This is a genomic window from Marinobacter salinus, assembly GCF_001854125.1.
GTDB classification, from domain to species: domain Bacteria; phylum Pseudomonadota; class Gammaproteobacteria; order Pseudomonadales; family Oleiphilaceae; genus Marinobacter; species Marinobacter salinus.
Map to the genome: position 1 here is coordinate 412,208 of NZ_CP017715.1, position 13,716 is coordinate 425,923.

14 protein-coding genes are annotated in these 13,716 nt (G+C 57.5%); 9 read left to right on the forward strand and 5 right to left on the reverse strand.

The genetic code is table 11. The features are described from left to right. Window positions 1-72: 72 nt before the first annotated feature. Entirely contained in the window at window positions 73-1,368 is a 1,296-nt protein-coding gene (locus BKP64_RS01970; protein WP_070965306.1) for an adenylosuccinate synthase, read from the forward strand. Between the two features lie 46 nt (window positions 1,369-1,414). Here BKP64_RS01970 and cmoB read toward each other — a convergent pair whose 3' ends face one another. The 4 genes from cmoB to BKP64_RS01990 are packed head-to-tail and all read right to left on the reverse strand — an operon-like array spanning window position 1,415 to window position 4,584. Next, window positions 1,415-2,407 carry a tRNA 5-methoxyuridine(34)/uridine 5-oxyacetic acid(34) synthase CmoB gene (gene cmoB, locus BKP64_RS01975; RefSeq protein WP_070965308.1) on the reverse strand — a complete coding sequence of 331 codons (993 nt, stop codon included), beginning with the start codon at window positions 2,405-2,407 and terminating at the stop codon, window positions 1,415-1,417. A gap of 16 nt (window positions 2,408-2,423) precedes the next feature. Then, window positions 2,424-3,188 (reverse strand): carboxy-S-adenosyl-L-methionine synthase CmoA, encoded by a 765-nt coding sequence (gene cmoA, locus BKP64_RS01980; RefSeq protein ID WP_070965311.1) that lies wholly within the window; start codon window positions 3,186-3,188, stop codon window positions 2,424-2,426. Beyond that, a complete protein-coding gene (locus tag BKP64_RS01985; RefSeq protein ID WP_070965314.1) occupies window positions 3,181-3,549 on the reverse strand; it encodes a kinase in 369 nt (122 codons plus the stop codon). Before BKP64_RS01985 ends, cmoA begins: the two co-directional genes overlap by 8 nt. Window positions 3,550-3,582: 33 nt before the next feature. Further along, entirely contained in the window at window positions 3,583-4,584 is a 1,002-nt protein-coding gene (locus BKP64_RS01990) for a serine/threonine protein kinase (protein WP_070965316.1), read from the reverse strand. 156 nt (window positions 4,585-4,740) lie between these two features. Between BKP64_RS01990 and BKP64_RS01995 the strand changes: the two genes are divergently transcribed. After that, window positions 4,741-5,850 carry an NAD(P)/FAD-dependent oxidoreductase gene (locus tag BKP64_RS01995; protein WP_070965318.1) on the forward strand — a complete coding sequence of 370 codons (1,110 nt, stop codon included), beginning with the start codon at window positions 4,741-4,743 and terminating at the stop codon, window positions 5,848-5,850. Between the two features lie 11 nt (window positions 5,851-5,861). Here BKP64_RS01995 and BKP64_RS02000 read toward each other — a convergent pair whose 3' ends face one another. Then, window positions 5,862-6,554, reverse strand: coding sequence for a ComF family protein (locus BKP64_RS02000; protein WP_227515479.1), 693 nt, complete (start codon window positions 6,552-6,554; stop codon window positions 5,862-5,864). 92 nt (window positions 6,555-6,646) lie between these two features. Between BKP64_RS02000 and bioB the strand changes: the two genes are divergently transcribed. The 7 genes from bioB to BKP64_RS02035 all read left to right on the forward strand — a co-directional run bounded on the left by bioB (window position 6,647) and on the right by BKP64_RS02035 (window position 13,681). Continuing rightward, window positions 6,647-7,717 (forward strand): biotin synthase BioB, encoded by a 1,071-nt coding sequence (gene bioB / locus BKP64_RS02005; protein ID WP_070965321.1) that lies wholly within the window; start codon window positions 6,647-6,649, stop codon window positions 7,715-7,717. Between the two features lie 64 nt (window positions 7,718-7,781). Then, window positions 7,782-8,957: an 8-amino-7-oxononanoate synthase gene (gene bioF / locus BKP64_RS02010; RefSeq protein WP_070965324.1), complete on the forward strand. Its 1,176-nt coding sequence runs from the start codon at window positions 7,782-7,784 to the stop codon at window positions 8,955-8,957. Window positions 8,958-9,057: 100 nt separating this feature from the next. Next, window positions 9,058-9,882 carry a malonyl-ACP O-methyltransferase BioC gene (bioC, locus tag BKP64_RS02015; RefSeq protein ID WP_227515480.1) on the forward strand — a complete coding sequence of 275 codons (825 nt, stop codon included), beginning with the start codon at window positions 9,058-9,060 and terminating at the stop codon, window positions 9,880-9,882. A gap of 36 nt (window positions 9,883-9,918) precedes the next feature. Continuing rightward, window positions 9,919-10,611 carry a dethiobiotin synthase gene (gene bioD / locus BKP64_RS02020; protein ID WP_070965327.1) on the forward strand — a complete coding sequence of 231 codons (693 nt, stop codon included), beginning with the start codon at window positions 9,919-9,921 and terminating at the stop codon, window positions 10,609-10,611. Window positions 10,612-10,662: 51 nt separating this feature from the next. Next, window positions 10,663-10,908, forward strand: a complete 246-nt coding sequence (locus tag BKP64_RS02025) for a flagellar basal body rod C-terminal domain-containing protein (protein ID WP_070965333.1) — start codon at window positions 10,663-10,665, stop codon at window positions 10,906-10,908. A gap of 9 nt (window positions 10,909-10,917) precedes the next feature. After that, window positions 10,918-11,607: a putative metalloprotease CJM1_0395 family protein gene (locus BKP64_RS02030; RefSeq protein ID WP_070965336.1), complete on the forward strand. Its 690-nt coding sequence runs from the start codon at window positions 10,918-10,920 to the stop codon at window positions 11,605-11,607. Between the two features lie 274 nt (window positions 11,608-11,881). Then, window positions 11,882-13,681: an acyl-CoA dehydrogenase C-terminal domain-containing protein gene (locus tag BKP64_RS02035; RefSeq protein WP_070973511.1), complete on the forward strand. Its 1,800-nt coding sequence runs from the start codon at window positions 11,882-11,884 to the stop codon at window positions 13,679-13,681. The last annotated feature ends 35 nt before the right edge of the window (window positions 13,682-13,716 follow it).

The window sequence follows — 13,716 nt, forward strand, 5'->3', positions numbered from 1 at the left end:
TCAGTGAACTCATTTACAGGTAAACTTGCGAAGCGCTGATCCTCCCCGGGGCAGCCGCATTGAGAGAGAATCATGGGTAAAAACGTTGTTGTGCTGGGCACCCAATGGGGTGATGAAGGCAAGGGTAAAATTGTTGACCTGCTGACCGACAAGGTGACCGCCGTTGTCCGTTTTCAGGGTGGTCACAATGCCGGACACACACTGGTAATTGATGGCAAGAAAACGGCCCTGCACCTGATTCCATCGGGTATTCTTCGTCAGCACGTCTACTGCCTGATTGGTAACGGTGTTGTCCTTTCTCCCGAGGCGCTGTTGAAGGAAGTACGCGAACTGGAAGGTAATGGCGTGGCGGTCCGAGACCGTTTGCGGATCAGTCTGGCTTGCCCGCTTATCCTGCGCACCCACGTTCGCATTGACCAGGCTCGTGAACGCGCCCGTGGCAACGACAAGATCGGCACCACTGGCCGCGGGATTGGTCCGGCCTACGAAGACAAGGTGTCTCGCCGTGGTCTTCGTCTTGGGGATCTCTGTAATCCCGGGGACTTTGAGCCCAAGTTGCGGGAAATTATGTCCTACCATAACTTTGTGCTGACCGAGTACTTCAAGGAGGAGCCGGAAGACATTGATGCGGCTCTGGAAGAACTCAAGCAAATGGGTGAGGAAATTCTCCCCATGGCAGCCGACGTTACCGATATGCTGCATGATTTCCGCAAGCGTGGCGAAAACATTCTGTTTGAAGGGGCCCAGGGTTCCCTGCTTGATATTGACCTGGGAACCTATCCGTATGTCACCTCCTCCAACACCACTGCGGGCGGGACTGCGACAGGGTCTGGTTTTGGTCCACTGTTCCTGGACTACGTTCTGGGTATCACCAAAGCCTATACCACTCGCGTGGGTTCCGGTCCGTTCCCGACCGAGCTGTTCGATGAGATGGGGCATCACCTCGCGGTCAAAGGCAACGAGATTGGGACTACGACTGGTCGTTCCCGGCGTTGTGGCTGGTTTGATGCGGTTGCATTGCGCCACGCGATCCAGATCAACAGCGTATCGGGTATCTGCCTGACCAAGCTCGATGTTCTGGACGGCATGGACACGGTGAAAGTCTGCGTGGGCTACAAAACGCCGAATGGCGAGATTACACGTCCGCCGATCGGCTGTGACACTTACAAGGATATTGAGCCGGTTTACGCCGAATTGCCTGGCTGGAGTGAAAGTACGGTAGGGCTCACCAGCATTGAGCAGCTGCCGGAAAACGCCAAGGCCTATATCCGCTTCCTTGAGGAGCAGATCGAAGCTCCGATTGACATCATTTCCACCGGCCCCGACCGGATCGAGACCATTACATTACGTCATCCGTTCGGCGACTAACCGGTACGGCACAAAAAAACCGCCCTGCAGGGCGGTTTTTTTGTGCTCAGGGTTTCTCGGCAATAATCGTTGCCCGTATGGGGCCGGGGTAGCCTTCGATGGTTCGTGCCGGATCGGTCGGATCGAGGAAATCCTGTAGCGAATTGAACCGCATCCAGTCGGTGCTGCGTTGCTCGGATATGGTGGTCTCGGTGACGTCTACCACCCGTGCATCGCGGAACCCGGTGCGGTCCAGCCAGCGCAGTAAAGTGTCACAGCTGGGCAGAAACCAGACATTGCGCATTTGCCCGTACCTGTCTTCCGGCATGAGGCTGTAGCCTTCGGGACCGTCTACCACCAGGGTCTCCAGTACCAGTTGGCCACCGCGTCGCAGGGTTCCTTTAAGCTCCAGCAAGTGATCAAGCGGGGAACGCCGGTGGTAGAGAACACCCATGGAGAAAGTGGTATCGAAAAATGCCAGGTTCTCCGGCAAGTCTTCCATTCTTACGGGCAACAGGTCCGCTGGAGCGTCGTTGAGGTAGTGCTTGACGCTCAGGAACTGGAACATGAACAGCAGGCCCGGATCAATGCCAATGACCCGTCCGGCGCCTTCACCCAGCATTCGCCAGCAGTGGTAGCCAGAGCCACAGCCCACATCCAGTATACGACGACCAGACAGGTCGGAAAGGTAGGGAGAAACACGGTCCCACTTCCAGTCGGAGCGCCACTCGGTGTCGATGTAGGTGCCGAAGAAGTCATAAGGCCCCTTGCGCCAGGGCATCAGGCCCCGAAGCGCGGTTTCCAACTGCGCTTGCCTGGACTCTATCGGATTTTCCGTGGTCCTCAAGGCGATCGCTGAATTGTTCAGGTCCGCCTCAATATCAGGAAACTCGGGGAGTCTGTGAAGGGCGCTCAACCAGCGATCCATGTCGCCATGGGGGCTGTCATCGAAGCGATGGGTGAGTTGCGCGCGCAGCTGTTCGGACCACGCTTCCTGCCCGGTTTGTGCAAGCTCCGTCAGCAGCGGCCCAAAATGTGTTTGCCAGTCAAAGTTAGCCATGGTTCCCAGAGTGTTTTCAGTCGGCCCTGATGGCCAGCATGGAGACAAAGTTGAAGCACTGGTACCAGACCAGAACCTGATCAAACCCGGCTGAGAGCAGGCGTTGCTTGTGGGCAGCCAGGGTTTCCGGAATCAGCACTTGTTCAATCGCTGAGCGTTTCTGGCTTATTTCCAGGTCGGAATAGCCATTCGCGCGTTTGAATTCATGGTGCAGGCGGGTCTGGACCTCCTGCTCCTCAACCGATTCAAAGCGAATTTTTTCAGACAGGATCAGTGCGCCACCCGGCCGCGTTGCACCGGCGATGCGCGTCAGTAGTTCAGTTCGTTTTTCCGGTGGAACAAACTGCAGCGTGAAGTTCAGCGTTGTTACTGAGGCGTTGTTCAGTTCTGTTTCCAGAATGTCTTCGCAGCGGAGTGATACCGGCAGGGGGTTGTCGTCCAGAGCGATGTAGTGTTCGCAACGTTCGATCATGGCGCTGGAGTTATCTACCCCAGTCAGCGTGCAATCTCCGTAGGGAATTCCATGGCGCATAGCGAGCGTCGAGGCTCCCAGTGAGCAGCCCAGATCGTAACAGTTCGAAGCGGCCTGAGCGTATTGCTCGGTAATGACCTCAATCATCGGAATGATCGTGGTATAGCCGGGAACCGAACGGCGAATCATATCGGGAAACACCCGGGCGACCGACGCGTCAAAGCGGAAGTCCTCTGGCCGGCGTTCAGTCGCAAAGAGCCGGTCCGTCAGCTGTGCCGGAGGCCCGGAAGGGCGTCGTGGCTTACTCATTGTCCCCCGGCTCCCCGGCGGTCTCCGGAACGGCAGGAGCTGTGGGCGAAGGCCTGGAACAGCGTACCCCACGATTCTTGTAGTCCACAATAATGCCCCGGAAAGACGGGTCCACGTCCGCGGCAATTGCGAGATACCCATTCTCGCAAGCTGCGTGAAGCTCGGATGCTTTTGGTGACATCCGGAACGGTTCATCCGGGGTAACATGAATCGCCTGGAAATCGCCAACCGGCATGTGATCCTTGTTGTCGGAATGATCAATCTTGCCGCCGATTTCCAGGGCCATTACCGTGCCGACAACGGCAACCACGGCGGTGACAATCAAACTGCGGACGGTGTAATGGCGTTCATTCTGGCTCATGCCTACCTCATGTTGGAGTGTTCAGTGAAAGGGTCAGTACTGGCCTGGAAGCGAGATGGAAGGCGCCTGCAGGGCGGCGAGTTGTTCCCTGAGCGACAGGACCTGATCCGACCAGAATCTTGGTTGGGCAAACCATGGGAAAAAGCGGGGGAATGCAGGGTCTTCCCAGCGTTTTGCCAGCCACGCACAATGCGAAATCTGCCGGTAGCAGCGTAAGGGTTCGATCAGGTGACGTTCCCGCCGGTTGAAATCACGGAACATCTCATAGCCTTCCAGGAGCTCTCCCAGCTGGGCACCACGCTCCGAATCCTCACCGTTCAGGAGTAGCCACATGTCCTGGATGACAGGGCCCGAGCGGCAGTCATCAAGATCCACGAACAGCATCTGTTCCTCCCGGCAGAGAATGTTTCCCGCGTGGCAATCGCCGTGAAGCCGCAGGCTGTCAACCGAGCCGGCATCGTCAATGCGCGCAGCACAGTAGCTGACAAGATCCGGTATCAGACTGTCCCAGGCGGGGCGTAAGTCCCGGGGAATCCAGTTATCTTCGATCAGCAGACGATTGTTGGCTTCAATGCCTTCCAGTAGTGACATCCGGGGCCGGTGTTCAAAGGGCTTTTTCGCGCCGATGTTGTGCAGCTGCCCCAGCCATTGCCCAAGCCGGTAGAGTGTGTCTGGAACACTGACGTCCGGCGCCTGTCCGCCGCGCTGGGGAAAAGCGGCAAAGAAAAAGTCGCCGTGCTGTCCCAGGGTATCTCCTGAAGGCATTGCCAGTGGTGCCACCACGGGAATGTCTGCTTTCAGTAATTCCAGGGTGAATTCGTGCTCTTCCCGGATTTGCGTTTCGGTCCACCGCCCGGGGCGATAAAACTTGGCAATGACCGGTGCACCTTCATCCAGCCCCACCTGGTACACCCTGTTCTCGTAACTGTTCAGCGCGAACAGGCGCCCGCTGACCGCAAAACCGGCGTCTTCCATGGCATCCAGAATGGTATCGGGCTTCAGGGAATCGTAAGGGTGGGTTGATACTTCGGGCATAGCTTAGAGACCGGTGCAAAAGTGTGGGCCAAGTATACCTGCTTAGCTTGCTCCCCGTAATGTCGATATGGGGAGGCTGCAGAGGTGCAGCAACAGAGGTTGTTGAGGTATCTTGTGTGGAGGCCGGCATGTGCAACAGGAACGGGGTTCGAGTCAATGTCCAGCGAAATACTGAGAGTCCGGACGGTCGTCATCGGTGCTGGCGTCGTTGGCCTTGCAGTGGCTCGGGCGTTGACGCTGGAGGGGCATGAGGTTCTGGTTCTTGAAGCAGGGAACCGCTTTGGTGAGGGGATATCGTCCCGCAACAGCGAAGTGATTCATGCCGGAATCTATTACCCCGAAGCCAGCCTCAAGGCCCGTTTGTGTGTCGACGGACGTCAACGCCTTTATGAATACTGCAAAAGTCACAAGGTGGCGCATCGAAAATGCGGAAAATGGATCGTTGCCACCAATCATGAACAGTCAGAAAAACTTGAAAATATCAAAGTTGGGGCGGCGCGAAACGGCGTGGCGCTGGAGCTGTTTGACGCCATTTCTCTGGCTGGAGCGACCCCGGGCGTCCGGAGTGTGTCAGGGCTGTGGTCTCCTGAAACCGGGATCATCGACAGTCATGGTCTGATGCTCTCCCTGCTCGGGGAAATGGAAGATGCTGGCGGCCAGCTTGTGCTCAGGGCTCCCGTGACCGGAGCGGAGGTGAGCGGTGGGCATCATCGCCTTTCGGTTGGCGGCAGCATGCCCTGCATTCTGGAGGCTGAGAACGTGATAAATGCGGCGGGTCTCGGTGCCATTCCGCTGGCCCGGAAGTGGCACGGTCTCCCGGATGATCAGAAGCCCGATCAATGGTACGCGCGGGGTGTTTACTTCAGCTACAGCGGCCGCCACCCGTTTAGCTCGCTCGTTTACCCGGTTCCGGAGCCGGGGGGGCTTGGTGTTCACCTCACGCTCGATCTTGCCGGGCAGGCAAGGTTTGGGCCTGATGTCGAGTGGATTGACCATGAGGACTACTCGGTTGACCCGGATCGGGTTCAGGCTTTTGCGAGAGGTATCCGGGCATGGTGGCCGGAACTTGAAGCGCACCGGCTTAAGCCTGCCTATGCGGGTATCCGGCCGAAACTGAGTGGTCCCGGTGGCGGGTTCTCTGATTTTCGAATAGAGGGCCCCGGAGACCATGGCATTGAAGGTATGGTTAACCTGTTCGGGATAGAGTCTCCGGGCCTGACGTCCTGTTTGGCCATTGCCGACCTTGTCAAAACCCGACTGGCCTGACTTGACCTAACCTAACCCGGGGTCCTGGCAAGAGCCCAAACCTGGATGTCCAGGGCACCGGCCTCCCGCAGTGCTTTACCCAATACCCGGGCAGTTGCGCCGGTGGTCACCACATCATCCACGATGGCGACCCGTTCCGGCACCGTACCGATTATCCGGAAAACCCCGTTAAGGTTGGTCAGACGTTCTTCCCGGTTCAGTTCCCGCTGGGCCCGTACCTTGCGCTTTCTCCGAACCAGTCCGCTGGCTACCGGTATGCCGAGCTGCCTGCCAAGCTGCTCGGCAATGTCCTGCGCCTGATTGAACCCGCGTTTCCTGCGACGTTGATGGTGCATGGGCGCGGGAATCAGTAGGTCCGGAACGATGGCGTCCTTTTGCTCCAGGTTTTTGCTCAGGTACTGACCAAGGCCGGCGACCAGAGGGCGGGCAAATTTTCGCTGCCCGTTGTATTTGTAGCGGGTAATCATGCCATCGACCGGAAACTGGTAACGCCAGGGTATCAAAGTGCGGGAAAATGGTGGTGGTGATGCCAGGCAGTCCCCACACACAAGGCCGGTGGCTGCGTACGGGAGCGGTAACGCACAGGACTGGCAATGCCAGCGGTTAGTGGGCAAGTCGGCGTGGCAAGGCAGGCATAAGCCATTGAAAGCATTTGTTGAAAGGCAGGCAACGCACAGGCCGCCCGCGCTTTCTCTGTTAACCATAAGCTCCGTTAAGGTTGACAGGAAGTTCAGTCCCTTTATCATCTGTTTCATCCGTAAACCCAGATACCGGAAAAGGTTAACAGGACTTCCACATGACCGCCACAGAACTTACCAATGCGACCCGTCACGACTGGACGCTGCAGGAAGCACGCGCACTCTTCGAGTTGCCTTTCAATGACCTCCTGTTCCGGGCACAGAGCGTGCATCGTGAACATTTCGATCCAAATGAAGTCCAGGTAAGCACCCTGCTGTCGATCAAGACGGGTGCCTGTCCGGAAGACTGCAAGTACTGCCCCCAGAGCGGTCATTACAATACCGGGCTGGAGAAGGAGAAGCTGCTCGAAATTGAAAAGGTTGTGGCCGAAGCGCGGGCCGCTAAAGATAAAGGCGCATCCCGCTTCTGCATGGGGGCCGCGTGGCGCAGTCCGTCGAAAAAAGACATGCCTTATGTGCTCGATATGGTGCAGCAGGTTAAATCCCTCGGGCTGGAAACCTGCATGACGCTGGGCATGCTGGAGGAGCATCAGGCAAAGGAGCTCGCAGACGCCGGGCTGGATTATTACAACCATAATCTGGATACCTCTGAGAAATACTACAGCCACATCATCACCACCCGCACCTATCAGGATCGCCTGGATACGCTGGATAATGTGCGTAAGGTCGGCATGAAGGTGTGTTGCGGCGGCATCATGGGGATGGGCGAAGACGAAGATGACCGGGTCGGGCTGCTGGTCCAGCTGGCAAACCTGCCACACCACCCCGAGAGTGTGCCGGTGAATATGTTGGTGAAGGTCAAGGGCACGCCAATGGAAAACGTGGAAGACCTGGATCCATTTGATTTTGTCCGCATCATCGCCGTGGCGCGGATTATGATGCCAACATCCCATGTTCGTCTCTCCGCCGGTCGGGAGAACATGAATGAACAGATGCAGGCGCTCTGCTTCATGGCCGGGGCCAACTCCATTTTCTATGGCGAGAAGCTATTGACCACGGCGAATCCGGAGGCGGATGCCGATATGGAGCTGTTCCGTCGTCTCGGCATTCGTCCGGAACAACGGGAGCAATGCGCGTCGGAGGATCAGGAGGAAGAAGCGATTACCGAAGCCGTGCAGCATGAGGCGACGCGTCACATGTTCTATGACGCCACGCGGGAATCCGCCTGAGCAGACAGGCGGTGTGATGGGGCACCCATCGACCAGACAGTCGAGTCAAACTTCAGGTGTTGCCGTGCGGGACTTCACTTTAGAACTTGAACAGAGAAAACAGGCCGGGCTCTATCGGACCCGCCGCCAGATTTCAGGCCCACAGCAGCCGGCACTAACTTCTGATGGCCGGCCACTGTTGTCGTTTTGCAGTAACGATTATCTTGGTTTGGCCAGCCATCCTGCCAATATCAAGGCACTCCGCGACGCCCTGCCTGAAACCGGGCTGGGTGGTGCCGCATCACACCTGATCTGTGGTCATCACGATGCCCATCATCAGCTGGAGCAGCGTCTCGCTGAATTTACCGGTCGCAGCTCTGCATTGTTCTTTTCCACTGGCTATATGGCCAATATGGGAGTGATTTCGGCCCTGGCGGGGCGGGGGGATACGATTTTTTCAGATCGACTCAATCACGCGTCGATTATCGATGGCTGTATTCTCAGCCGGGCCAAGATCCGTCGCTACGCTCACGGGAATGTGGCGGAGCTTGAGGCAATGCTGGCAAAGGCTTCCGGTCACAAGCTGGTGGTTACGGACGGTGTGTTCAGCATGGATGGCGATGTTGCACCGCTAAAAGAGTTGGCCCGGGTTTGCAGAGCCCATGATGCGTTGCTGGTTGTCGATGACGCCCATGGTATTGGCGTGTTGGGCCCCCAGGGGCGTGGCAGTATTGTTGAGCAGGGGTTGTCAGAGGAAGACGTGCCCGTGCTGATTGGTACCCTGGGCAAAGCGGTAGGCACCAGCGGTGCCTTTGTGGCGGGCTCACCGGTATTGATGGATTACCTGATCCAGAAGGCACGGACCTATATTTACACGACTGCTATGCCCCCCGCTATTGCCGTGGCCACCTGTGCCAGTATTGATCTGATTGAGCAGGATGATGAGCGCCGCCGGCATCTTCGGGAGCTTGTGGCTGTGTTTCGCGAAGAGGCGTCTTCCATGGGGTATGAACTGATGCCTTCCCGGACGCCAATTCAGCCCATCATGATTGGTGATAACTGGGCTGCGCTTGAGCTGAGCCGGGCGCTGGAGGAGCGGGGCATGCTGGTGACTGCAATCCGGCCGCCGACTGTGCCAGAGGGGCAAGCCCGGTTGCGGGTAACGCTGAGCGCCAGCCACAGTCGGGCGGACCTTGACCAGCTTCTGGAAGCCTTGTCACAGTGCCGTCATCTGGTGGCACAGACGGATGTGGCGGTATGACAAAGCAGTGTTGTCGTTCAGTGACCTCTGGTGATGTCACCGACGCTTTTTATTCATCAGGGCTGGTGGGTCGTCGTTATGGCCAGAGGAGGCTTTCTGCGTGGAGGCGGTGACTGCGCCTGGAGCGGCCGATACAGTGATTGCCGAAAAATCCGACATTGCACGCGGATTTGGGCGGGCCAGGGCGACCTATGAGAGTGCGTCCCGGTTACAGCGGTTTATGGGTAATACCCTGTTGCAGAGGCTTGAGCTCCTGCCGGTGTCCGAATCGCCAATGCGAATTCTGGATCTCGGCTCTGGCACTGGATGGTTCACCAGAAAGCTGCAGGCATGCTATCCGACAAGCCTGGTAACAGGGGCTGATCTTTCTCACGGCATGATTCAGCAAGCGAAGGTAGCCAGTGTTCCGGATATTCACTGGCTGGTTGCGGATGCCGAGAACCTGCCTCTCCCCGAGCACAGCTTTGACCTCATATTCAGTAATCTTATGATTCAGTGGTGTGATGATCCGGGACAGGTGCTTCGGGAATGCCGGCGGCTTTTGAGACCGGCCGGCCGCCTTATGATGTCGACGCTTCTGGACGGCACTTTGCGAGAGCTCCGGCAAGCATGGGCCGAGGCGGATCCGGGCCAGGAGCATGTAAACCGGTTTCAACCCTATTCGGTGTTGCGGGGCGGGGCAGGTGCGGAGTTGCCGGGCGTAACAGTGGAGACTCGTACCATAGAACTGCCGTATCCATCTCCCATGGCCCTGGCCGGCGAATTGAAGCAGCTGGGTGCCGGCTTCAAGGGGCGGGAGCGCCGCAGGACCATGACAGCCCCCGGGCGCGTTCGCGCTATGTGCCGTCACTACCCGACACGGCCAGATGGCAGGATAGCCGCCAGTTACGAGGCTGGCTGGATCTACTGGCAACGTGCCCAATAATCGCGTTGTAACCTGTTCACCCACGGAACATTTTTCATGGCCAAAAAAACCTATTTTGTGACCGGCACTGATACCGGCGTCGGAAAAACCATGGTTTCCGCTGCCATCCTTGAGGCAGCCAGGATGAGCGGCAAGCGTACCCTGGCAATGAAGCCCATTGCCTCCGGATGTGAGTCCACTCCGGATGGTCTTAGAAACGAAGATGCGTTGATATTGCAGCGCGCTATTACCGAACCCCTGGCGTACGACGTGATCAATCCCGTTGCGCTTGAACCGGCCATTGCTCCCCATGTTGCGGCGCAACTGGCAGGCAGAGCGGTCTCCGCTCAACGCCTGATTGGCTTTTGCCGGGGACTACAGATCCGTCCGGCCGACCTTTTGCTTGTGGAGGGCGCCGGGGGCTGGCGGGTCCCACTCAATGACCGGGAAACTTTCGCGGCCCTGCCGCGTGAGCTTGGCCTGCCGGTCATCATGATCGTTTCTCTGAAGCTTGGCTGCATAAATCACGCCCTACTGACGGCCGAGGCAATTCGGGCCGATGGATTGGTGGTTGCCGGCTGGGTAGCAAACCGGCCTGAACCAGAAGTCATGAGCTGTGAGCAGGAGACTCTCAACTATCTCCTGACGCATCTGGGAGCTCCGTGTCTGGGTGTATTGCCCTGGCTTGAGGGTGTGAACGCTGAGACGTTGGCGGTTCACCTTAATATTGATTCCTTGTTTGAAAATTGACCAAAAGTGTGGCTTACTGGTGCCAATAATCGGTCATCGGAAGTCGCAGTTATGATCAACAACACGCTTGGAATTGGCATTCAGGGCATCCAGGACGGCATGATGGGCATGGAGAACGCTGCCCGGAAGATAGCCCGTGGTGGCGTTGATGGCCCCCAGGGATCATCTGAAGGTGCCGGTAGTCTGGTTGAGCCAATCGTTGATCTCAAGCTCTACGAGCGCAGTGTCGAAGCCTCGGCCCAAGTGGTCAAAGCTGCAGACGAAACATTGGGTACACTGTTGGACATAATGGCCTGAGGCCCGGCCTTGAACGCACTCTCTTCAATCTCCCCGCGTTCCCTTTCTCCGGGCTTCCCAGCTGGCTCGATCAATGATCGTGCCCAAGGCAATGTAAAATCCGGCAACACGCAGCCCGAAACCCACTCGCCTAAACAGGGCGGGACTAAACCGGCTGGCGATGATCCCGTAGCGCAGCGATCAGCCCAATCTGCCCAGAGCCTTGTTCCCGAAGAACTCAAACAGCTGACCGAGCTCAAGGCCCGGGACCGCGAGGTGCGTGCTCATGAAGCCGCGCACCAGGCTGTGGGTGGGCAATATGCCGGCGCTATGTCGCTGACCTATGAGCGTGGTCCCGATGGCGCCCAGTATGCCGTGGGAGGAGAGGTGTCCATCGATATCGCTCCCGTTGAAGGGAACCCCCAGGCGACCATTGAAAAAATGCGGGTGGTTCGTGCCGCTGCCATGGCCCCGGCAGAACCCTCCGGGCAGGATCGTGCGGTCGCGGCTCAGGCAATGCAGGCGATTCTTCAAGCACAGGGTGAGCTGGCGGCGGAAAAGGATCGGGGAGCCGATGCTCCATCAAAAGCTCAGGTTGAACCCGATAATTTCCGGGTGTCTCGCTCTGGTCAGCAGGCTAGCAACACCTATCAGTCGGTTTCCTCGATGACGGCCGAATCCGGTCGGTCTCAACCAGGCTTTGGTTCGGTTTCTGCCTGATCCGGTCGCTTCCCGGGCAAGCATGTCCCTCGTTTTTCTCTCATATCTCTCTCTCATACTCAAGCGCTTGTATTTCCACTGCTACGGGCATTCCGGCGACTTTCTGAAGCACAAAATTTGCACCCGCCTATTGACAATTCTGTACCTCTAAACGTATGTTTCAAACAAGTGTTTAACTAAGGCTGCAGCGCAGAGCGTTGCGGTGTCTGAGCAAACCCAAGGCCAGAAGCTGTCAAATCTGATTCAGCCAAGACCGAAAACCGAGGTGGATTCCATGCCTGACTACAAAGCGCCCCTGCGCGACATCAAGTTCGTAATGACCGAGCTGCTGGACAGCGAGCAGCACTACGCCAACCTGGAAGGAGCGGAAGACGCCACTCCGGATATGGTGGATGCCATTATCGGGGAAGGTGCGAAGTTCTGTGAGCAGGTTTTGTCTCCGCTGAACCAGGTGGGTGACAAAGAAGGTTGTACCTGGAGCGAAGACGGTGTGAAAACGCCGACAGGCTTCAAGGAAGCATACCAGCAGTACGTGGAAGGCGGCTGGCCGTCCATGACTGCCGATCCCAATTACGGTGGTCAGGGGCTGCCTCACTCTCTTGGCTTGGTCATGAGTGAAATGGTCGGCACAGCAAACTGGTCCTTTGGTATGTACCCCGGGCTGAGTCACGGTGCGACAAATACCATCGAGGAGCATGGTACTGAAGAGCAGAAGCAGACCTATCTGACCAAGCTGATTAGCGGTGAGTGGACCGGCACAATGTGTCTGACCGAGCCTCACTGCGGTTCTGACCTGGGCACCCTGCGTACCAAGGCCGAGCCGAATGCCGATGGCACCTATGCGATTACCGGAACCAAGATCTTTATCTCTGCCGGTGAGCACGACATGGCCGAGAACATCGTGCACATCGTTCTTGCGCGCCTGCCAGGCGCGCCGGAAGGTACCAAGGGCATTTCGCTGTTTATCGTGCCCAAGAATCTGCCGAACGACGAGGGCTCCTCGGGTGAGCGCAATGCTGTTTCCTGCGGTTCTATCGAGCACAAGATGGGGATTCACGGCAATGCGACCTGTGTCATGAACTTCGACGGCGCCAAAGGCTGGTTGATCGGTCCGGAAAACAGGGGCCTGAACTGCATGTTCACGTTCATGAACACCGCACGTATCGGCACAGCTATCCAGGGCCTGGGTGCTGCCGAGCTTGGCTTCCAGGGCTCCCTTGCCTACGCCAAAGAGCGTCTGGCCATGCGTTCACTGAGCGGACCCAAGAACCCGGAAGGTATCGCGGATCCGATCATCGTTCATCCAGACGTGCGCCGCATGCTACTTACCCAGAAGGCCGTGGCTGAAGGTGCTCGCGCCCTCATTTATCTGACCGCGCAGCAGGCGGATATTGTGCACAGTGGCAAGACTGAAGAAGAGCGCAAGGCCGCTGACGAGGCGCTGGGCTTCCTGACCCCGATTGCCAAAGCGTTCTTGACGGAAATCGGCTACGAAGCAGCCAACCTGGGCATGCAGGTATTCGGTGGCCACGGTTTCATCTCCGAGTGGGGCATGGAACAGAACGTTCGTGACGCCCGGATCGGTATGATCTATGAAGGTACCACCGGCATCCAGGCGCTGGACCTTCTGGGCCGCAAGGTTCTGATGACCCAGGGCGAGTCGCTGAAGGGGTTCACCAGGCAGGTGCACGTGTTCTGCAAGGAAAATGCGGATAACGAACAGCTGAAGGAATTCCTGGAGCCATTGGCAGCGCTGAACAAGGAGTGGGGCGATCTGACAATGAAGATCGGCATGACCGCCATGAAGAACCGCGAAGAAGTCGGTGCCGCGTCTGTGGACTATCTGATGTATTCCGGCTACGCGGTGTTCGCCTATCTTTGGGCCCGTATGGCCAAGGTGGCCTTGGACAAGATGGCAGATGGCACTTCCGAGGAAATGTTCTACAACGCCAAGGTCCAGACCGCACGTTTCTACTTCAAGCGTATGCTGCCTCGTGCCAGGGGCCATGCTGAGAGCATGCTGGCGGGTGCGGACAGTCTGATGGACATGCCAGAGGAAGCCTTCGCGATCTAAGGCGCGGGCACCGAAGGAACGTTCAGAGGATACAG